The organism is Kitasatospora sp. NPDC048722, from assembly GCF_040650235.1.
Taxonomy (GTDB): Bacteria; Actinomycetota; Actinomycetes; order Streptomycetales; family Streptomycetaceae; genus Kitasatospora.
The window spans coordinates 134,139-154,554 of record NZ_JBEZGX010000011.1; the positions used below are offsets into that span (position 1 = coordinate 134,139).

At 72.3% G+C, this 20,416-nt stretch carries 15 protein-coding genes; 3 read left to right on the forward strand and 12 right to left on the reverse strand.

Annotated features, from left to right (window positions below; genetic code table 11):
- Positions 1–22 precede the first annotated feature (22 nt).
- Positions 23–1,069, reverse strand: coding sequence for an aspartate-semialdehyde dehydrogenase (locus tag AB0C76_RS11465; RefSeq protein ID WP_359963126.1), 1,047 nt, complete (start codon positions 1,067–1,069; stop codon positions 23–25).
- Between the two features lie 101 nt (positions 1,070–1,170).
- Positions 1,171–2,073 carry a dihydrodipicolinate synthase family protein gene (locus tag AB0C76_RS11470; protein ID WP_359963129.1) on the reverse strand — a complete coding sequence of 301 codons (903 nt, stop codon included), beginning with the start codon at positions 2,071–2,073 and terminating at the stop codon, positions 1,171–1,173.
- Positions 2,074–2,145: 72 nt separating this feature from the next.
- On the opposite strand from AB0C76_RS11470, the gene AB0C76_RS11475 reads away from it, so the two are divergent.
- A complete protein-coding gene (locus AB0C76_RS11475) occupies positions 2,146–3,033 on the forward strand; it encodes a LysR substrate-binding domain-containing protein (protein ID WP_359963132.1) in 888 nt (295 codons plus the stop codon).
- A gap of 137 nt (positions 3,034–3,170) precedes the next feature.
- Here the strand turns inward: AB0C76_RS11475 and dnaE are convergent, their stop codons facing one another.
- From dnaE to AB0C76_RS11505, 6 genes are all read right to left on the reverse strand, one after another.
- Entirely contained in the window at positions 3,171–6,704 is a 3,534-nt protein-coding gene (gene dnaE, locus AB0C76_RS11480) for a DNA polymerase III subunit alpha (protein WP_359963135.1), read from the reverse strand.
- 134 nt (positions 6,705–6,838) lie between these two features.
- Complete coding sequence (locus tag AB0C76_RS11485) at positions 6,839–7,573, reverse strand: hypothetical protein (protein WP_359963138.1); 735 nt, start codon at positions 7,571–7,573, stop codon at positions 6,839–6,841.
- Positions 7,566–7,973 (reverse strand): DUF3052 domain-containing protein, encoded by a 408-nt coding sequence (locus AB0C76_RS11490; RefSeq protein WP_359963141.1) that lies wholly within the window; start codon positions 7,971–7,973, stop codon positions 7,566–7,568. Before AB0C76_RS11490 ends, AB0C76_RS11485 begins: the two co-directional genes overlap by 8 nt.
- Complete coding sequence (locus AB0C76_RS11495) at positions 7,961–8,539, reverse strand: dienelactone hydrolase family protein (protein WP_359963144.1); 579 nt, start codon at positions 8,537–8,539, stop codon at positions 7,961–7,963. The genes AB0C76_RS11490 and AB0C76_RS11495 overlap by 13 nt, the downstream gene beginning before the upstream one ends.
- Positions 8,540–8,609: 70 nt before the next feature.
- Positions 8,610–9,467 carry an ABC transporter permease subunit gene (locus AB0C76_RS11500; protein WP_359963147.1) on the reverse strand — a complete coding sequence of 286 codons (858 nt, stop codon included), beginning with the start codon at positions 9,465–9,467 and terminating at the stop codon, positions 8,610–8,612.
- The gene (locus AB0C76_RS11505; protein ID WP_359963150.1) at positions 9,464–12,241 is read right to left on the reverse strand and encodes an alpha/beta fold hydrolase; all 2,778 of its coding nucleotides are present in this window, start codon (positions 12,239–12,241) and stop codon (positions 9,464–9,466) included. The genes AB0C76_RS11500 and AB0C76_RS11505 overlap by 4 nt, the downstream gene beginning before the upstream one ends.
- A gap of 134 nt (positions 12,242–12,375) precedes the next feature.
- Between AB0C76_RS11505 and AB0C76_RS11510 the strand changes: the two genes are divergently transcribed.
- Complete coding sequence (locus AB0C76_RS11510; protein WP_359963153.1) at positions 12,376–13,398, forward strand: mechanosensitive ion channel domain-containing protein; 1,023 nt, start codon at positions 12,376–12,378, stop codon at positions 13,396–13,398.
- A gap of 127 nt (positions 13,399–13,525) precedes the next feature.
- Here AB0C76_RS11510 and AB0C76_RS11515 read toward each other — a convergent pair whose 3' ends face one another.
- The 4 genes from AB0C76_RS11515 to AB0C76_RS11530 all read right to left on the reverse strand — a co-directional run bounded on the left by AB0C76_RS11515 (position 13,526) and on the right by AB0C76_RS11530 (position 16,335).
- On the reverse strand, positions 13,526–13,993 hold the full coding sequence (locus tag AB0C76_RS11515) for a GNAT family N-acetyltransferase (protein WP_359963156.1): 468 nt from the start codon (positions 13,991–13,993) through the stop codon (positions 13,526–13,528).
- Between the two features lies 1 nt (position 13,994).
- Positions 13,995–14,933 (reverse strand): RluA family pseudouridine synthase, encoded by a 939-nt coding sequence (locus tag AB0C76_RS11520; RefSeq protein WP_359963159.1) that lies wholly within the window; start codon positions 14,931–14,933, stop codon positions 13,995–13,997.
- 92 nt (positions 14,934–15,025) lie between these two features.
- Complete coding sequence (lspA, locus tag AB0C76_RS11525) at positions 15,026–15,625, reverse strand: signal peptidase II (RefSeq protein WP_359963162.1); 600 nt, start codon at positions 15,623–15,625, stop codon at positions 15,026–15,028.
- A gap of 242 nt (positions 15,626–15,867) precedes the next feature.
- Entirely contained in the window at positions 15,868–16,335 is a 468-nt protein-coding gene (locus AB0C76_RS11530) for a TraR/DksA family transcriptional regulator (protein WP_359963165.1), read from the reverse strand.
- A 676-nt stretch (positions 16,336–17,011) separates the two neighbouring features.
- Here AB0C76_RS11530 and ileS point away from each other — a divergent pair.
- On the forward strand, positions 17,012–20,140 hold the full coding sequence (ileS, locus tag AB0C76_RS11535; RefSeq protein ID WP_359963168.1) for an isoleucine--tRNA ligase: 3,129 nt from the start codon (positions 17,012–17,014) through the stop codon (positions 20,138–20,140).
- Positions 20,141–20,416 lie beyond the last annotated feature (276 nt).

Sequence of the window (20,416 nt, forward strand, 5' to 3'; positions counted from 1 at the left end):
CGCGGGCTGCGCTTTCGGGGTCTCAGCCCTTCAGCTCGGCGGCGACCAGCTCGGCCAGCTGCACGGCGTTGAGCGCGGCGCCCTTGCGCAGGTTGTCGTTCGAGACGAACAGCGACAGCCCGTGCTCCACCGTCTCGTCGGCCCGGATGCGGCCGACGTAGCTCGGGTCCCGACCGGCGGCCTGCAGCGGGGTGGGGATGTCGGACAGCTCGACGCCCGGGGCGGCGGCGAGCAGCTCGGCGGCCCGCTCGGGGCTGATCGGACGCTCGAAGCGGGCGTTGATCTGCAGCGAGTGGCCGGAGAAGACCGGGACGCGCACGCAGGTGCCGGCCACCTTGAGCCCGGGGATGCCGAGGATCTTGCGGCTCTCGTGGCGGAGCTTCTGCTCCTCGTCGGTCTCGTTGGAGCCGTCCTCGACGATGGAGCCGGCGAGCGGCACCACGTTGAAGGCGATCGGCCGCTGGTAGACCTTGGGCTCGGGGAACTCGACGGCCGAGCCGTCGTGGGCGAGCGCCGAGGCGCCGTCGACGACCTTGGCGGCCTGGTCCTGCAGCTCGGCGACGCCGGCGACGCCGCTGCCGGACACGGCCTGGTAGGTGGAGACGACGAGGGCGGCGAGCCCGGCCTCCTCGTGCAGCGGGCGCAGCACGGGCATGGCGGCCATGGTGGTGCAGTTCGGGTTGGCGATGATGCCCTTGGGCCGGTCCGCGACGGCCTCCGGGTTGACCTCGGAGACGACCAGCGGGACCTCGGGGTCGCGGCGCCAGGCGGAGGAGTTGTCGATGACGACCGCGCCGGCCGCGGCGACCTTGGGGGCGAGGGCCTTGGAGGTGCTGCCGCCGGCCGAGAAGATCACGATGTCCAGGCCGGTGTAGTCGGCCGTGGCCGCGTCCTCGACGGTGACCTCGGTGCCCTGCCAGGGCAGCGTGCGGCCGGCCGAACGGGCCGAGGCGAACAGCCGCAGCTGCTCCACCGGGCCGATTCCGCCAGGAAGTCCTGCGCGCTCCGCCAGGATCTCGCGGACCACGCCGCCGACCTGGCCGGTGGCCCCGACAATACCGATCTTCATTCCGACTGACTCCTCTGCATGGTGCTTTCACAGCCGCACTCTGCCCATCATGCCTTGTCACGCGGCGGGGGCGACCTGGTATTCCACGGTGTGAGAGAGGGCTAGGACCCGCCCTGCTGGTCCAGACCACTTGCGAGGGCGAGCGCCGCGTCCACCTGCGCCCGCCCGGCCGGCAGCAGCGGCGGCCGCACGTCCGGGGTGGGGATCCGGCCCTGCGCGTGCAGGACGCCCTTCACCACCGTGGGGTTCGGCTCGGCGAAGGCGGCCAGCGCCAGCCCGGTCAGCCGGTGCCCGAGCGCCCGCGCACGGTCCACGTCCCCGGCCCGCCAGGCCTCGGCCAGCTCGACGAAGCGGCCGGTCGCCAGGTGGGCGGCGGCGAGGATGCCGCCGGCCGCGCCGAGGGCCAGCATCGCGGGGACGAAGGCGTCCTCCCCGGAGAGCACCGCGAACCCCTCGGGACCGGCGGCGAGCAGCTCGACCGCCGCCTGGTCCAGCCCGCCGGTCGCGTACTTGACGCCCACCACGCCGTCCAGCGCGGCGATTTCGCACAGCGCGGCGGCCGACAGCTGCTGCCCGGTCCGGTACGGGATGTGGTAGACGACCAGCGGCAGCGGGCTCGCCTCCGCGAGCGCCCGGAAGTGCGCCACCGTCCCCGCCTCGCCCGGCCGCAGGAACGCCGGGACGGTGACGAGCGCCGCCGCGGCGCGCGGCACCCGGGCGCCGAGCTCGGCCAGCGCCTCCGCCGTGGCCCGGGTGTCGCCGCCGTGCGCGCCGACGATCAGCTGCGCGCCGCGCCCGGCACACACGGCGGCGCACGCGTCGATCACCGCCCGCCGCTCCTCGGCGCTCAGCGCGGCGGGCTCACCGGTCGTCCCGAGGGCGACGAGCCCGGCCGCACCGGCGTCGAGCACCTCGTGCGCGAGCTTCTCCAGGGCGTCCAGCGCGACGGAGCCGTCGGCGGCGAAGGGAGTGATCAGGGGGACGTAGATACCCGCGAGTTCCATGCGACCGATCCTCCGCCGCGCCGATCACCCAGGTCCAGTTCACATTTCCGACGCTTCTCGTAAGCTGAGCCGATGCTCGACGTCCGACGCCTGCGCCTGCTGCGTGAACTGGCCCACCTCGGCACCATCGCCGCCGTCGCCGAGGCGCTCTCCTTCAGTCCTTCGGCGGTGTCCCAGCAGCTGTCCGTCCTGGAGAAGGAGGCCGGCGTCCCGCTGCTGGAGCGCACCGGCCGCCGGGTCGCCCTCACCCCGGCCGCGCTGGGCCTGGTCCGGCACGCCGAGGCGGTGCTGGCCCGGCTGGAGCAGGCGGACGCCGAACTCGCCCACGCCCGCCGTGGCCTGGCCGGCCCGCTGCGGATCGGCACCTACCCCTCGGCGGCCCGCGCGATCATCCCGGCCGTCCTCGCCGAACTGGCCGGCTGGCACCCGGGCCTGGAGCCGATGGTCACCGAGGTCGACCCGGCGGACGTCGGCGCGGCGCTGCGCGCGGGCGAGCTCGACGTCGCCCTGGTGCACGAGTACGACCTCGTCCCGGCCGACCCCGAGCCCGGCCTCGCGGTGACCCGCCCGGTGTTCACCGAGCCGATGTACCTGGCCGCGCGCACCCCGGGCACGGTGGCCGAACAGCGCTCAGCACCCTGGATCCTGGCCCCGCGCGGCACGCTCTGCCACAGCATGGCCGTCCGCGCCTGCGAGGCCGCCGGCTTCGCGCCGCGGGTCCGGCACCAGATCGACGACTTCACGACCGTCCTGGCCCTGGTGGCCGCCGGCCAGGGCGTCGCCCTCGTCCCCCACCTGGGCACCGCCGCGCCCCCGCCCGGCGTCGTCCTCACCCGCCTGCCCATGTACCGCCGCACCCGCGCCGCCTTCCGGGCCGGCGCCGGCTCCCACCCGGCGATCTCCGCCTTCGTCTCGGCCCTCCACACCTCGGTTCCCCCGGGCCTCGGCGGGACCTCGTGAACCCCCGGGCACGCGAATCCCCGCGCCCCGAAAGGGACGCGGGGGGGGACCCCCGGCCGAGGGCCGGGGGCAGGAACTGCGCGAAGCGGTGGGCGACCCACCCGCCCCCGGTCTTCGAAGACCGGCTGCGTCCTGCGTCATCCCGCCAGGCAGCTCGGCCCCAGCAACTGCTTCAGGTCCCCGAACAACGCCGGATCCGACTTCACCCGGTGCCGGTCGAGCCGCAGCACCGTCGTCGACCGCGTGCCCTCCAGCCGCAACCGCACCTCCGTCGTCCCCCGGTGGCTGCTCAGCACCTCACCGAGCCGGGCCACCAGCGGCGGCGTCACCTTCACGCTCGGGATGTTGATGACGATCGGCGCCTCGGCGTGCGCGTTGGACAGGTCGGGGACGGACAGCTCCATCCCCATCAGCCGCGGCACGTCCTCCCGCTTGTCCAGCTTTCCGCGCACGAACACCACGGCGTCCTCGACGAGTTGGGAGGAGACCAGCTGGTAGCTCGCCGGGAAGAACATGCAGTCGATCGAGCCGGCCAGGTCCTCGACGGTGGCGATCGCCCACGCGTTCCCCTGCTTGGTCATCTTCCGTTGGAGGCCCGAGATGATGCCGCCGATGGTGACGATCGTCCCGTCCGGCCGCTCCGCGAGGTCCGCCACCGCGCAGTCCGCCTTGTCGGCGAGCACGTGCTCGATGCCGTGCAGCGGGTGCGAGGAGACGTACAGGCCGAGCATCTCCCGTTCCTGGGTGAGCAGGAAGGCCTTGTCCCACTCCTCGTCGGAGAAGGTGACGTCCAGTCCGAAGCTCGGCTCGTCCGCGGTCGCGTCGCCGCCGAAGAGGTCGAACTGCCCCTCGGCCTCCTTGCGCTTGACTCCGACGACGTTGTCGATCATCGGCTCGAACTGCGCGCTGAGGCCCTTGCGGGTGTGCCCGAGCGAGTCGAACGAGCCGGCCTTGATCAGCGATTCGACGGTCCGCTTGTTGCAGACCACCGACTCCACCTTGTCCAGGAAGTCCGGGAAGGAGACGAACTTCCCCTTCGCCTTCCTGGTGCGGATCATCGAGTCGACCACCGGCCCGCCGACGTTGCGGATGGCGGTCAGCCCGAACCGGACGGTGTCGCTGCCGTGCGGCGTGAAGTCCGAGTCCGACTCGTTGACGTCCGGCGGCAGCACCTGGATGCCCATCTTGCGGCACTCGTTCAGGTAGACGGCGGACTTGTCCTTGTCGTCCTTCACCGAGGTCAGCAGGCCGGACATGTACTCGGCCGGGTAGTTGGCCTTCAGGTAGGCCGTCCAGTACGAGACCAGCCCGTACCCGGCGGTGTGGGCTTTGTTGAACGCGTAGCCGGAGAAGGGGACGAGGACGTCCCACACCGCCTGGATGGCCGCGTCGGAGTAGCCGCGCTCGCGGCAGCCCTTCTGGAACGGAACGAACTCCGCCTCCAGGATCTCCTTCTTCTTCTTGCCCATCGCGCGGCGCAGCAGGTCCGCCTGGCCGAGCGAGTACCCGGCGAGGATCTGCGCGGCCTTCTGCACCTGCTCCTGGTAGACGATCAGGCCGTACGTCGGCCGGAGCACCTCCTCCAGGGGCTTCTCCAGCTCCGGGTGGATCGGGGTGATCTCCTGCTGCCCGTTCTTGCGAAGGGCGTAGTTCGTGTGGGAGTTGACGCCCATCGGGCCCGGCCGGTAGAGCGCGAGGACGGCGGAGATGTCTTCGAAGTTGTCGGGCTTCATCAGGCGCAGCAGCGAGCGCATCGGCCCGCCGTCGAGCTGGAAGACGCCCAGCGTGTCGCCGCGCGCGAGGAGTTCGTAGGTCGGCTTGTCGTCCAGGGGCAGATCAAGCAGGTTGATCTTGACGCCCTTGTTCTTCTCGATCGCCTTGACGGCGTCATCCATGATCGTCAGGTTGCGCAGGCCGAGGAAGTCCATCTTGAGGAGGCCGAGGCCCTCGCACGTGGGGTAGTCGAACTGCGTGATGGTGACGCCGTCGGTGTGCCGGGTCCAGACCGGGATGTGGTCGGTCAGCGGCTCGGCGGACATGATGACGCCGGCCGCGTGCACGCCGGGCTGGCGGATCAGGCCCTCGATGCCGCGCGCGGTGTCGATGACCTTCTTCACGTCCGGGTCGGTCTCGTACAGGCCGCGGATCTCGCCGGCCTCGCCGTACCGCGGGTGGCTCGGATCCGTGATTCCCGACAGCGGGATGCCCTTGCCCATGACGTCCGGCGGCATCGCCTTGGTGATCCGGTCGCCCATCGCGTACGGGTAGCCGAGGACGCGCGAGGAGTCCTTGATGGCGGCCTTCGCCTTGATGGTGCCGTACGTGACGATCATGGCGACCTTGTCGGATCCCCACTTCTCGGTCACGTAGCGGATGACGTCACCGCGCCGGCGCTCGTCGAAGTCGATGTCGACGTCGGGCATGGAGATGCGCTCGGGGTTGAGGAAGCGCTCGAAGATCAGGCCGTGCGGGATGGGGTCGAGGTCGGTGATGCCCATCGCGTAGGCGACCAGCGAACCGGCCGCCGAACCGCGGCCGGGGCCCACCGCGATGCCCTGGCTCTTGGCCCACATGATGAAGTCGGCGACCACGAGGAAGTACGCCGGGAACCCCATCTGGATGATGGTGTCCATCTCGTACTCGGCGAGCTTCTTGTGCTCCTCGTCGTACCCGCCCGGGAAGCGCCAGTCCATGCCCTCCCAGACCTTGGACCTGAAGAAGTCCGCCTCGGACTCGAAGCCGTCCGGGATCGGGAAGCGCGGCATGAGGTTCTTGAACGTGAACATGCCCTCGGTGTCGACGCGCGAGGCGACCAGGAGCTGGCTGTTGCGGCAGCCCTCCTGCCAGGCGTCCGAGGAGTCCAGGGCGTACATCTCGGCCGCGGACTTGATGTAGTAGCCGGTGCCGTCGAAGCGGAAGCGGTCCGGGTCGGAGAGGTTCTTGCCGGTCTGCACGCAGAGCAGGAGGTCGTGCGCGCCGGCGTCGGCCTCGGTGGTGTAGTGGGAGTCGTTGGTGACCACCGGCGGGATGTTCAGCTTCCTGCTGATCTCCAGGAGGCCGTCACGGACGCGCTTCTCGATGTCGAGGCCGTGGTCCATCAGCTCCAGGAAGTAATTCTCCTTCCCGAAGATCTCCTGATAGTCGGCCGCGGACTTGAGCGCCTCGTCGAACTGTCCGAGCCGCAGCCGGGTCTGCACCTCGCCGGACGGGCAGCCGGTGGTGGCCATCAGGCCGCCGGACAGCTCGGAGATCAGCTCCTTGTCCATGCGGGGCCACTTCACGAGCCAGCCCTCGGCGTAGGAGCGCGAGGTCAGCTTGAAGAGGTTGTGCAGGCCCTCCTTGTTGCGGGCCCAGATGGTCTTGTGGGTGTAGGCGCCGGACGCGGAGACGTCGTCCTTCTTCTGGTGCGGCTGGCCCCACAGGATGCGCTTGGTGTTGGACCGGGACTCGGGCGCGACGTACGCCTCGATGCCGATCACCGGGGTGATCCCGGCCGCGGTGGCCTGCTTGTGGAACTCGGCGGCGCCGTACATGTTCCCGTGGTCGGTCATCGCGACGTGGGTCTGCCCCAGCCGCTCGACCTCCTTGAACATCTGCTTCAACCGGGCGGCGCCGTCCAGCATCGAGTACTCGGTGTGGACGTGCAGATGCGCGAACGGCTGATCGCTCAAGGCGGGGCCTCCAGAGGCTCTGGGCTTTGTGGTGGGCCGGCGAACGCTCAGGTCACAGGGGATCCCTGGAAACAGATGTGGTCCGAACCACCTCCCGGGGTCCGGACCATCCCTCACGCGTTCACGCGTCTACTTTAGCCCGCCCGGCCCCCGCCGAGCCGCACCGCGGCGGCGTCCCGCACCGCCTTCTCCTCCAGCGGATCGTCGCGCAAGCGGAGCAGGCGGTCCGCCACCTCGGGCCGTTCCGGAGCGTGTCGGACCCCCAACAGCCTGGCACCGGATTCACAGTCCCAGAGGCTTTCCACGTACGCCTCGTCGAGCCCCGCGGGCGCCACCGCGGCGAGCGCCTCCAGGTACGCCGGCCGCTCGGACGAGTGCGGCGTCCACAGCCAGAACCGCCGCAGCAGCGACGCCGCCCCGCCCGCCTCCGGCCCGAACCGCGCCAGCCCCCGCGCGAGGGCGGCCGGCCCGCACCAGGTCCGCTCGACCCAGCACCGCTCCAGCTCCTCCAGCAGCTCCGGCACCGCACGGGAGTCCTCGTCCCGTGCGTGATCACCGTGCCCGTTCCGCCGGACGTACCCGCGCGCCAACAGCTCCAGCACCTCGTCCGCCCGCCCGCGGGCCTCCCCCTCCAGCGCCTCCACCACCGGCCCGAACGGCAGCTCCAGGTCCCGCACCAGCCGCGCCAGGTAGAGCACCCGCTCGTCGACCTGCCGGTCCCACCGCCACTCCCGGCGGATGCAGCCGTAGACCAGCTCGGCGGCTGCCCCCGGGGCTTCGGCGGCCATCATCGCCCCCAGCCCCCGCCCCCGCTGCAACAACCCCGGCAACGTGCCCGCCGGCGCGTACTCGTACCTCCGCTCAGCCACGCTCCCTCGACTCCCGCCGGATCACCAGCCGCAGCCCGGACCACACCTCGTCGATCGCGCACACCTTGTTGTCCACCAGGCCCGTCGGCAACGCGACCTCCCGCACGCCGTTCTCGTCCAGATCGCTCACCACCCCCGAGGACTTCTTCGGCCGGGCCACCCACAGCCCCGCCGCCGGCCGCATCAGCGCCCGCAGGCCGGGGAGCCCGGCCTCGAAGGCGGCGCGCCCGGCCGGGAACCACACACAGACGTCGAACGATCCGGCGGCTGCCGTGACGCCCTCCGGCAGGTCCGGCACCGCGAACCCCGCCGGCGCGTCCACCAGGAGCAGCTCGTCCCCCGGCCGGATGCCGAGCTTGCGCGCCAGCGGCGTCCCCGAGTACCCGCTCAGTGGTCGCACTCCGCGAGGAAGTCCAGCGCGACGGCCCACGCCCGCTCGGCCGCCTCGGCGTCGTAGTCCGCCAGCTCCGCGTCGGTGAACAGGTGCCCGGCGCCGCGGTAGCGGTGCACCTCGACGTCCGCCCCGGCCTTGCGCATCTGCAGGTACCAGGCGTTCAGCCAGTCCTCGGTCTCGAACGGGTCCGGCTCTGCGACGTGCAGTTGCACCGGGATGTCGGTGGCCGCGTCCTCCCGCAGGTCCGACGTGCCGTGCAGGAGCAGCAGGCCGCGCGCCTTCTCGTCGGCCAGCGCCAGGTTCTGCGCGAGCGATCCGCCGAGCGAGAACCCGGCGTACACCAGCCCGCCCTCCGCCAGCGGGGCGACGGCGGTCACCGCCCGCCGCAGCAGCTCGTCGCTCCCGCCGAGCTCCTCCTGGTACGCCAGCCCGGCCTCGATGTCGTCGAAGGTCCGCCCGTCGAACAGGTCCGGCGTGTGGACGGTGTGCCCGGCGCCGCGCAGCCGCTCGGCGGCGGCGTGGACGGCGGGGCGCTGCCCGTAGGCGGAATGGAAGAGGACGATCTGGGCCACGGCGGGGGTCCTTCGGGAGAGGTCGGCTACCCACCCATGATCCCTCATCGCCCCGGACGGACCCGCCCCGCTACGAGACCACGTCCTTCCGGGCGAACCCGCGGAACGCGAGCGCGAGCAGCACCACCGCGTACGACAGCGACAGGGAGACGCCCTGCACCATGCCGCCCCACTCCAGCTGCGGCTGCAGCGCGTCCGCCCACGCGTACTGCCAATGCGCCGGCAGCCACTCCCGCAGGCTCCCGAGCGCCGTGACGGCGTCCAGCACCCCGGTGATGATCGACGCGAAGACCGCACCGCCGACCGCCCCCAGTGGCGCGTCGGTGGCCGTCGAGAGCCAGAAGGCCAGCGCCCCGATCACGAGCTCGCCGAGGAACACGAAGGCCACCGCGAGGGCGAGGCGCGGCAGCGCGTCCGCGGCCGGCAGGCTGGCCCCGGCCGGGAGCTTGAGGTCCCCCCACCCGTACGCGGCCGTCCCCACGACCAGCCCGATCGCCGGCAGCATGACGACCGCGACCGCCGAGAACAGCATCCCCACCACGAACTTGCGCGCCAGCAGCCGCGCCCGCGGCACCGGCGCGGCCAGCAGGTAGCGCAGCGAGGACCAGCTGGCCTCCGAGGCGACGGTGTCGCCGCAGAACAGCGCGACCGGGATCACGAGCATGAAGCCGGTGCCCATGAACAGCATCGTGGTCGCGAAGTTGGCCCCGGACGCGGTGGCCAGCTCGATGAACGTGGTCCGGTCCTGGCGCCCGGGCGTGCCGCCGATCTGGAAGGCCGCCAGGACGATGAACGGCAGCGCCGCCAGCACCCCGCCGATCACCAGCGTCCGGCGCCGGCGCAGCTGCCGCACGACCTCGACCCGCAGCGGCAGCGTCCGCCCCGCCCGGTACCCCTCGGCGTGGTCCGCCGAAACGACGCCGCTCACGCCGCACCTCCGATCAACGACAGGAACGCGTCCTCCAGCCGCCGCTGCGGCCCGGCACTCTCCACCGGCACGCCGAGGCGCACCAGTTCGGCGACCAGCTCGCTCGCCGGCATCCCGTCCAGCCGCACCAGCAGTCCGCCCTCCACGGCCTCGGCCGAGCCGACCCCGGCCAGCTCGCCCACCTTCTCGACGACCGCCTCCGGCGCGAACTCCGGCGCCACCCCGATCATGAGCAGTTCCCCGGCCCCGACGATGTCACCGACGGCACCGGACGTCACGAGCCGCCCGCGGTCCATGACCACGAGGTCCGTGCAGCTCTGCTCGACCTCGGAGAGCAGGTGGCTGGAGACGATGACGGTCCGCCCGCCGGCCGCGTACCGGATCATGACCTCGCGCATCTCGCGGATCTGCGGCGGGTCGAGCCCGTTGGTCGGCTCGTCGAGGATCAGCAGGTCCGGCATCCCGAGCATGGCCTGGGCGATCGCGAGCCGCTGCCGCATGCCCTGCGAGTACGTCCGCACCGCGCGGTCGAGCGCCTCGCCGAGCCCGGCGATCTCCAGCGCCTCGGCGAAGTGCGCGTCCTCCTCCGGACGCCCGGTGGCCTGCCAGTACAGCCGCAGGTTGGCCCGCCCGGTGAGGTGCGGCAGGAAGCCAGCGCCCTCGACGAACGCCCCGACCCGCGAGAGCACCGGCGCGCCGGGCCGCACGAGGTGGCCGAAGACGCGGATCTCGCCCGCGTCCGGCCGGATCAGGCCCATCAGCATCCGCAGCGTCGTGGTCTTCCCCGCGCCGTTCGGCCCGAGCAGCCCGAGCACCTGCCCCTGCTCGACCCGGAAGCCCAGGTCCCGTACGGCGTACCGGTCCGCCGAGCCCTTGTAGCGCTTGCCGAGCCCGGTGATCTGCAGCGGCACCCCGCCGAGCGCCGGGTCGTACGCGGGCCCGCCGGCCCCCCGCGCGCGCCGCCGCAGCCGGGGCACCAGCACCAGCCCGAGCGCCACCACGACGGCGGCCACCGGGAGCATCCAGGTCCGCGCGGGCAGCGGCGTCGATTCGGTGACGAGCTGCTCCACGGTCGGCACGGCCAGCGCCCCCGCGACCGCCACCCGGTAGGTGGCCGGTTCGGCCGGCGAGGCGTACGCGAGGTCGGTGCTCGCCAGCACGAGCCGCAGCCGGTGCCCCGCCGGGAACGTGTGGTCGACGGCGGGCAGCGCCACCGTGACGGTCCGCCCGGCGTCCGCGCCGGTGACCCGCAGCGGCGCGGCGAGCTGCTGCGGCAGCTGGGCCTTGCCGTCCGGCCCGACGTCGTACAGCTTCGCGAACAGCACCGCGTCCGGCTGGTCCGCCTGCACCCGGACGGGCACGGTCGGCTGTCCGGTCAGGTGTAGCGGCCCGTCCAGCGGCGCCGACTCGAACGACGCGTTCTGCCCGGGGAAGTCCAGCGCCAGCCCGGCCCCGAGCGAGGCCGCCTGGCTGAGCGCCCCGATCCCCGGCAGCGTCGAGATGCCCGGCGGGGCGCCGCCCGGCGGGTTGGCCAGTGTCTTCTCACCGCCGGTCAGTTCCACCGAGCGCGAGCCGGTACCCCCGAGCCCGGGGTACGCGTCCGCCGTGGCGCCGCGCAGCACGGCCTGGAATCCGGTCGAGTCGACCCCACCGGTCCGGGTCACCCGGAACGCCGGGCCCGTGTCGTTCTTCCGCCCCCGCAGGTAGTGGTCGAACCACGCCGTCACCCGGTCGTCCACCCGGGCGCTCGTGTCCGTGCCCCCGTCGTGCCCGCCGGCGAACCAGTCCACCGAGACGGGCGCGCCGTTGGCCGCCACCGCCTGCGCGATCCGGTCCCCCTGGTCCAGCGGGAACAGCGAGTCCTGCTGCCCCTGCACGACCAGCGTCGGCACCTTGAGCTGCCCGGCCACCGAGGACGGGCTCGACTTGTCCAGCAGCGCGACGGCGTCCGCGTCCGCGTGCCCGCTCGTGGCGACCCGGTCGTACATCTGGCAGAGCGACTCCAGGAAGCGCCCGCACCCGACCGGCCCGCCCTCGCCCCCGGTCGGCCGGCCGCCCTCGCGCGGTGAGCCCCCCGACGGCCCGAGGTCGCCCGCGGCGCCGGTCGTGAAGAAGATCCCGGCCCACAGCTTCTTGAACACCCCGTCCGCCGCGCCCGCCCCCTGCACGCCCTGCGGGAACAGCGCGTCGGCCAGGTTCCACCACGTGATCTGGGTGGCCACCGCGTCGATCCGGTGGTCGTACGCGGATGCCAGCAGCGAGACCGCGCCGCCGTACGAGGCGCCGGTGATGCCCACCCGCGGATCGCCGGGCGCGTCCAGCTGCACCTCGGGCCGCTGGGCCAGCCAGTCCACCAGGTGCTTGACGTCCTCGACCTCGCGGTCGGGCGCGTTGAGCCCGATCCTCCCGCCCGAGTGCCCGAAGCCGCGCGCCGACCAGGTCAGCACCGCGTACCCCTGCCGGGCCAGCTGTTCGGCCCGGTCGCGCTCGCCCTCCTTGGAGCCGCCGAAGCCGTGGGCGAGCAGGACCGCCGGGCGCGGGGTGGAGCCCGTCGTGAAGAACGAGGTGTCCAGCTGCACCTGCTGGGCGCTGCCGGGCGTCTCCGGCATGCTGAGAAAACGATCCTCCTGGTGGACCGGCTGCTCCCCGCCGGCCGCCACCTCCGCCGTGCCGATCCCCGCGACGGCCACCAGGGCCACCGCACCGGCCAGCAGTCTCCGCCGCGTCACCGCACCGCGGCCGCGCCACCGACGCCACGCGCCACCGAACTCCATGGCCGTTGATCGTAACGGCCGCACGAGTAGGCGTCCGATAAGGCCGCCGCCCCGGCCCCCGCCCGTTTCACCCGCTTCCGGCCCGCTATGCCCGGGTATCGTACGGCTCGACCGACCCAGCCCCCCTCGGCGAGGTGCCCGTGTTCCGGCCGCTGATCACCCTGCTCGCCGCCGTCGTCGCCACCCTGGCGACCGGCTGGTTCGTCGACCAGGCACTCCAGCGCGCCGCCGCCCGCAACCCCGGGGCCCCGGTCTGGCCACTGCTCCGCAGGTGCCGGATCCCCCTCCAACTCACCGTCATCACAGCCCTGTTGCTCGCCGCGAGCCCGCTCAAGCGGATCTTCGGCCTGAAGAACGACGAGGGCGCGCACCACCTGCTCCTCCTCTTCTTCCTCGCCTCCCTCGGCTGGCTGACCGTCCGTGTCGTGGCGGCGCTCCTGGAGGCCCTGCTCGGCCGCTTCGAGATGGTCACCGAGGACCCCGCCCGCAGGCAGCGCGTGCACACCCAGATCAGCATGCTGCGCCGCGCGGTGAGCGCCGGCATCGTCATCGTGACGGTCGCCGTGATGCTGCTGACGTTCTCCGCGATGCGCACCATCGGCGCCGGTCTGCTGGCCTCCGCCGGCATCATCGGCATCGTCGCGGGCATCGCCGCCCAGAGCACCCTGGGCAACTTCTTCGCCGGCCTGCAGATCGCCTTCGGCGACACGGTCCGGATCGGCGACACCGTGGTGGTGGACGGCCAGCAGGGCACGGTCGAGGAGATCACGCTCTCCTACCTGGTGGTGCGCCTCTGGGACCACCGGCGCCTGATCGTGCCGGTCTCCTACTTCGTCAACAAGCCGTTCGAGAACTGGACCCGCCGCGACCCCGGACTGCTGGCCGCGGTCCTGCTCCACCTCGACCACACCACCCCGGTCGACGCCCTGCGCGGGGCCCTGCACGCCCGCCTGGAGACCCACCCCCTCTGGGACGGCACCGAGTGGGCCCTCAACGTCACCGACTCCACCCCCAGCACCATCGTCGTCCGCGCAACGATGACCGCCCGCACCCCCGACGACGCCGCCCAACTCCGCTTCGACATCCGCGAACACCTCATCGCCTACCTGCGCGACGAACACCCCGAAGCCCTCCCCCGCCTCCGCACGACCCCCTGAGAGCCCTCGCCCGGTTCCCCGCACACAAGAATTCCCCGCGCCCCGAAAGGGGCGCGGGGAACCGCGCGACCAGCCACCCACCGAGCCGCGGCCCCGCTCCCAGCGGTCCCCACGGCCCCCGGAGGGCCTACAGCACTCGCGTCATCGTCCGGTGCGGAATCCCGGCGTCGTCGTACACCGGCCCCTCCGCCGTGTACCCCAGTCGCTCGTAGAACCCGAGCGCCTGCACCTGCGCGTGCAGCTCCAGCTCCACGGCCCCACGGGCGACCGCCGCAGCCTCGATCGCCCGCACCAGCGAGACCCCGAGCCCGGTCCCCCGGGCGGCCTTCACCACCGCGAGCCGCCCCAGCAGCACCCGCCCGGCGCGCCCACCGGTGAGATCCAGCGCAACGTCCCCGTGGATCAGCCGTCCGGTGCCGAGCGCGGTGCCGTCCGCCGCGACCGCCAGCACGTGCACCGAGGTGGCGTCGTACTCGTCGTACTCCAGCTCCTCCGGCACGTTCTGCTCGACGACGAACACCTCGCGCCGGACCGCCCGCACGAGCTCCAGGTCCGCCTCGCCCTGCGCGACGCGGATCCCCGCGGCCGCCGTCATCTCAGCTCTCCGACGCGATGATGTCGAGCGCCTTGCGCAGGTCCGCCGGGTACTCGCTGGAGAACTCGACCCACTGCCCGTCCGCCGGGTGCTCGAACCCGAGCGAGACGGCGTGCAGCCACTGCCGGGTCAGTCCGAGCCGCTTGGCGAGCGTCGGGTCGGCGCCGTAGGTGAGGTCGCCGACGCACGGGTGCCGCAGCGCGGACATGTGCACGCGGATCTGGTGGGTGCGGCCGGTCTCCAGCTTGATGTCGAGCAGCGACGCGGCCCGGTACGCCTCGATGAGGTCGTAGTGCGTGACGGACGGCTTGCCCTCGCGCGTCACCGCCCACTTCCAGTCCGAGCTGGGGTGCCGCCCGATCGGCGCGTCGACCGTGCCGCTCAGCGGGTCCGGGTGGCCCTGGACGAGCGTGTTGTAGCGCTTCTCGGTGATGCGGTCGTGGAACTGGCGCTTGAGGTCGGTGTACGCGCGCTCCGACTTCGCCACGACCATCAGGCCCGAGGTGCCGACGTCGAGCCGGTGGACGATGCCCTGGCGCTCGGCCGCACCGGAGGTCGAGATCCGGAAGCCGGCCGCGGCGAGGCCGCCGATGACGGTGGGGCCGGTCCAGCCGGGGCTGGGGTGGGCGGCGACGCCGACGGGCTTGTCGACGAGCACGATGTCGTCGTCCTCGTGGACGATCCGCATGCCGTCGACCGGCTCGGCGACGACCTGCACCGGGGCGGCGGGGGCGGGGATCTCGACCTCCAGCCAGGAGCCGGCGGTCACCCGGTCCGACTTGCCGGCCACGGCGCCGTCGAGCGTCACCTTGCCGTCGGCGGCCAACTCGGCGGCCTTGGTCCGGGAGAAGCCGAACATCCGGGCGAGGGCGGCGTCGAGTCGCTCGCCCTCCAGGCCGTCGGGTACGGGGAGGCTGCGGATCTGCGCTGCGGTACTCACCCGTACGAGTATGCCGGAAAGGCGGCGCCCGCCTTTCCGCCCGTCCCTCCCGGCCGCCCGGTTCGGCGCCGTCCGCGGCCCCCGCTCCGTCGTTACTTCGCCGACTTCTCCGTCTGCTGGTGCACGGTCCCGTCCGGGTTGCTCCCGCGGAACGACAGCAGGACGACCAGGATCCCGCCGCACACGATCGCCGAGTCCGCGAGGTTGAAGACCGCGAAGTGCTGCACGGAGATGAAGTCCACGACGTGCCCGCGGAAGACGCCGGGCGCGCGGAACAGCCGGTCGGTGAGGTTGCCGAGGGCTCCGCCCAGCAGCAGTCCGAGCGCGATCGCCCACGGCAGGCTGTACAGCCGCCGGGCGATGCGCCAGATCACGACGATGACGGCCGAGGCGATCATGGTGAAGACGACGGTGAGCGCCTGGCCCATGCCGAACGCGGCCCCGGAGTTGCGGATCACCTGGAAGGTCACGACGTCGCCGACGACCTTGATCGCCGCGTGGTTCTCCAACCGGGCGACGACCAGCAGCTTGCTGCCGAGGTCGACGAGGAACGCGAGTACGGCGACGACCAGCAGGACGCCGATCCGCCGCGGCCCCTTGCCGCCCTCCACCGCCGTGGCACCGTCCGCACCGTCCGTGGCCGCCGTTCCGGCCGGCTCGGCGGACTCCGCGGGGTCTGCAGGCTCGGCCACGGCCACCTCCACGGCTTCGGCGGGGGCAGGGACGGCGTCGTCCCGGGTCTGGGGAGAACCTTGCGTACTGATGATCCGCTCCGCTGCCGATGGAGCTCCCCCGGCCGGCGGTGGGGGAGGGTGGTGGGCCGGTGACGACACCGATCGCTCCCCGTCACAGGGGCGTCGGGCGACGTTCAGGCGACGTTACGGGGTCGAGCGTACGGCAAGCCCGACCCCCCGCGCCGCGCCGGTCGGGCGGTTCAGCGGCGTTCCTGCTTGGCCTTGCACTGCACGCAGAGCGTGGCCCGCGGGAAGGCCTGCATCCGGGCCTTGCCGATGGGCTGCCCGCAGGACTCGCAGACGCCGAAGCCGACGCCCTCCAGCCGCTCCAGCGCGCGCTCGGTCTGGGCGAGGCTGTCCCTGGCGTTGTTGGCGAGGGCGAGCTCGCTCTCCCGGGAGATGTTCTTCGTGCCGGCGTCCACCTGGTCGTCGCCGGCTCCGTCGTTGGAGTCGCGCATCAGGCCGGAGATGGCGGCCTCGGCGGCGCCGATCTCGTTGCGCAGCCGCTCCAGCTCGCTGATCAGTTCGTCGTGCAGTTCGTGTACCTCGTCCGAGGTCCACGGCTCCTCGCCCGGACGGACCGGCAGCGTGGCCGGGTCCACGGATTCTGCGCCCCGCAGCACGGTGACGGTGTCGGTGCTGCTGTTCTGCCGTGCGGTAGTGGTCACGGTCCCCTCCCCTGGATCGGCCGCCACGGCCTTGCGTGCCCGCTTGGTGGCGGTACCCGCGCCGGTTGCCTTCTCAGCCATGGCTTCGACCCCATCTACGAACGAATCGAGCCGCCGGTTCCCGGCGGCTTCCAGTGCCGGAACGATAATCCCGATCAAAACCGGTCACAACATGACATACCGACGCCTCACCATGATCCCACCCAGGCAGCCGCCCCAACCGCCACGCCCCTCGCGCTGACCAGACTTGTGCCCAGAACACCCCCTCCTAACCACCCGGCGGCGCGCCCCCGGGCGCACTGCGAGCAGCCCTTCGGCGCGTCCCCCGCACCCCGCGCCGCCCGCCGCGACCGGGCCGCGCCGGACGAAACCGACTTGCGGCAGCCGATACACTGGGCCTGCAAGGCGCAGATGGGACGAGTACCGACGTACGCAGCCACCAGCGACCCGGGGACGGTGCGAGCCCGGGGGCGTGCACGGCGGGAAGATCACCCCGGAGCCGCCGGAAGAACGACCGATGCGGAGCCCGCAGCGGTCCACTAGACCCGGCAGCAAGCCCAAACAAGAGGGCCGCACGCAACACCGCGGCCAAGGAGGGTGGTACCGCGGGGCGGCTGGTCCGTCTCGTCCCTCCGGAGGATCCAGTCCCAGCATCCGCCGGAGGTAGACGCCCGCGATGAGCTCCTATAACCCCGTACCCGCACAGGTGGATCTCCCCGCCCTGGAGCACCAGATCCTGTCCTTCTGGCAGGACAACAAGGTCTTCCAGCGCAGTCTGGAGCAGTCCGAGGGCCGTCCCGAGTGGGTCTTCTACGAAGGCCCGCCGACCGCCAACGGCATGCCCGGTGCCCACCACATCGAGGCCCGCGTCTTCAAGGACGTCTTCCCGCGCTACCGGACGATGAAGGGCTACCACGTCGCCCGCAAGGCCGGCTGGGACTGTCACGGCCTGCCGGTCGAGCTGGCCGTCGAGAAGGAGCTGGGCTTCTCCGGCAAGCAGGACATCGAGGCGTACGGCATCGCCGAGTTCAACGCCAGGTGCCGCGAGTCGGTGACCCGCCACACCGACGCGTTCACCGAGCTGACCACCCGCATGGGGTACTGGGTGGACCTCGACGAGGCGTACCGGACGATGGACCCGTCGTACGTCCAGTCCGTGTGGTGGTCGCTCAAGCAGATCTTCGACAAGGGCCTGCTGGTCCAGGACCACCGGGTCGCCCCCTGGTGCCCGCGCTGCGGCACCGGCCTGTCCGACCACGAGCTGGCCCAGGGCTACGAGACGGTCGTCGACCCCTCGGTCTACGTGAAGTTCCCGCTCACCGGCGGCCCGCTCGCCGGCCGCGCCGCGCTCCTCGCCTGGACCACCACCCCGTGGACCCTGGTCTCCAACACCGCCGTCGCCGTGCACCCGGAGGTCACCTACGTGGTGGCCACCGACGGCACCGAGCAGTTCGTCGTCGCCGAGCCGCTGGTCGCCAAGGCACTCGGCGAGGGCTGGGAGACCACCGGCGAGTCCTTCACGGGCGCCGAGATGGAGCGCTGGGGCTACCGGCGCCCGTTCGAGCTGGTCGACATCGAGGGCGCCCACTTCGTCCTCAACGCCGACTACGTCACCACCGAGGACGGCACCGGCATCGTCCACCAGGCCCCCGCCTTCGGCGCGGACGACCTCACGACCTGCCGCAAGTACGGCCTGCCGGTGGTCAACCCGGTGCTCGCCGACGGCACCTTCGCCCCCGAGGTCCCGCTGGTCGGCGGCCAGTTCTTCAAGAAGGCCGACGAGGCCCTGGTCGCGGACCTCAAGGAGCGCGGCCTGCTCTTCCGCCACGTCGCGTACGAGCACAGCTACCCGCACTGCTGGCGCTGCCACACCGCGCTGCTCTACTACGCGCAGCCGTCCTGGTACATCCGGACCACCGCCGTCAAGGACGCGCTGATCCGCGAGAACGAGGCCACCAACTGGTTCCCCGAGACGGTCAAGCACGGCCGCTTCGGCGACTGGCTGAACAACAACATCGACTGGGCGCTCAGCCGCAACCGCTACTGGGGCACCCCGCTGCCGATCTGGCGCTGCGAGGAGGGCCACCTCACCTGCGTCGGCTCGCTGGCCGAGCTGTCCGAGCTCACCGGCACCGACCAGAGCGGCCTCGACCCGCACCGCCCGTACATCGACGAGGTGACCTTCGCCTGCCGCGACTGCGGCGCCACCGCCACCCGTGTGCCCGAGGTCATCGACGCCTGGTACGACTCGGGCTCGATGCCCTTCGCCCAGTACGGCTACCCCTACCAGAACAAGGAGCTGTTCGAGAAGCGCTACCCGGCGCAGTTCATCTCCGAGGCGATCGACCAGACCCGCGGCTGGTTCTACACGCTGATGGCCGTCGGCACCCTGGTGTTCGACAAGAACAGCTACGAGAACGTCGTCTGCCTCGGCCACATCCTGGCCGAGGACGGCCGCAAGATGTCCAAGCACCTGGGCAACATCCTGCAGCCGATCCCGCTGATGGACCAGCACGGCGCCGACGCGGTCCGCTGGTTCATGGCCGCCGGCGGCTCGCCCTGGTCGGCCCGCCGGGTCGGCCACGGCACGATCCAGGAAGTGGTCCGCAAGACCCTCCTCACCTACTGGAACACCGTCGCCTTCCAGGCCCTGTACGCCCGCACCGCCGACTGGGCCCCCTCCGCGAGCGACCCGGCCCCCGCCGACCGCCCGGTCCTGGACCGCTGGGTGCTCTCCGAGCTCAACACCCTGGTCCGCGAGGTCGACGCGGCGTTCGAGGCCTACGACACCCAGCGCGCCGGCAAGCTGCTGTCCGCGTTCGTCGACGACCTGTCCAACTGGTACGTCCGCCGCGGCCGCCGCCGCTTCTGGCAGGGCGACGCAGCCGCGCTCGCCACCCTGCACGAGGCGCTGGAGACCGTCACCCGCCTGATGGCCCCGCTCACCCCGTTCATCACCGAGCGGGTCTGGCAGGACCTGGTCGTCCCGACCGACCCGACCGCCCCGGCCTCGGTGCACCTGGCGAGCTGGCCGGTCACGGACGAGACGCTGCTCGACCCGGCCCTGTCCCGGCACATGGCCCTGGTCCGCCGCCTGGTCGAGCTCGGCCGCGCCACCCGCGCCGAGTCCGGCGTGAAGACCCGTCAGCCGCTGTCCCGCGCGCTGATCGCCGCCCAGGGCTGGGAGGAACTGCCCGCCGACCTGCGCACGCAGATCGCCGAGGAGCTCAACGTCTCCACCCTGGAATCCCTCGCCGAGGTCGGCGGCTCCCTCGTCGACACCACGGCCAAGGCCAACTTCCGCGCCCTGGGCAAGCGCTTCGGCAAGGGCGTCCAGGACGTCGCCAAGGCCGTCGCCGCCGCCGACGCCGCCCACCTCGCCACCGAACTGCGCACCACCGGCCAGACCGGTGTCCAGCACAACGGCGAGACGATCACCCTCTCCCCGGACGAAGTGATCATCACCGAGACTCCGCGCGAAGGCTGGGCCGTCGCCAACGAGTCCGGCGCCACCGTCGCCCTCGACCTGGCCATCACCCCGGAGCTCAAGCGGCTCGGCATCGCCCGCGACGCCATCCGCCAGATCCAGGAGGCCCGGAAGAACTCCGGCCTGGACGTCGCCGACCGCATCGTCCTCCGCTGGCGCGCCACCTCCGAGGAGACCGCCGAGGCCATCGCCGAACACGGCCCCCTCGTCGCCGAGGAGGTCCTCGCGACCGACTTCGCCGCCGGCGCCGCCGACTGGACCTCCGACACCTTCACCGACGAGTCCCTCGGCCTGTCCTTCCAGCTCCGCAAGGCCTGACCCAACAAGAACCGCCGCCCGGCTCCCAAGAGCCGGGCGGCGTTTCCACACCCAAACCGCCCCCATCCCCCCCAACGCACCCTCCCCAACCACCCTCCCCACCCCAACGCACCCTCCCCAACCACCCTCCCCACCCCAACGCACCCTCCCCAACCACCCACTCCGACCACCCCTCCCCCACCCCCTCCCCCCAGCGAGAGGGTGCGCTGCGGGAGGGGGTGGCGGAGGGGGTGGCCGCGGAGAGGGGCGTGACGGGTGATTTTCAGACTGCCAACG

Coding starts and splice junctions, on each gene's coding strand:
- AB0C76_RS11465 (WP_359963126.1), bottom strand. CDS start 1,069: ATGAAGATCGGTATTGTCGGGGCCACCGGCCAGGTCGGCGGCGTGGTC.
- AB0C76_RS11470 (WP_359963129.1), bottom strand. CDS start 2,073: ATGGAACTCGCGGGTATCTACGTCCCCCTGATCACTCCCTTCGCCGCC.
- AB0C76_RS11475 (WP_359963132.1), top strand. CDS start 2,146: ATGCTCGACGTCCGACGCCTGCGCCTGCTGCGTGAACTGGCCCACCTC.
- AB0C76_RS11505 (WP_359963150.1), bottom strand. CDS start 12,241: ATGGAGTTCGGTGGCGCGTGGCGTCGGTGGCGCGGCCGCGGTGCGGTG.
- AB0C76_RS11515 (WP_359963156.1), bottom strand. CDS start 13,993: ATGACGGCGGCCGCGGGGATCCGCGTCGCGCAGGGCGAGGCGGACCTG.
- ileS (WP_359963168.1), top strand. CDS start 17,012: ATGAGCTCCTATAACCCCGTACCCGCACAGGTGGATCTCCCCGCCCTG.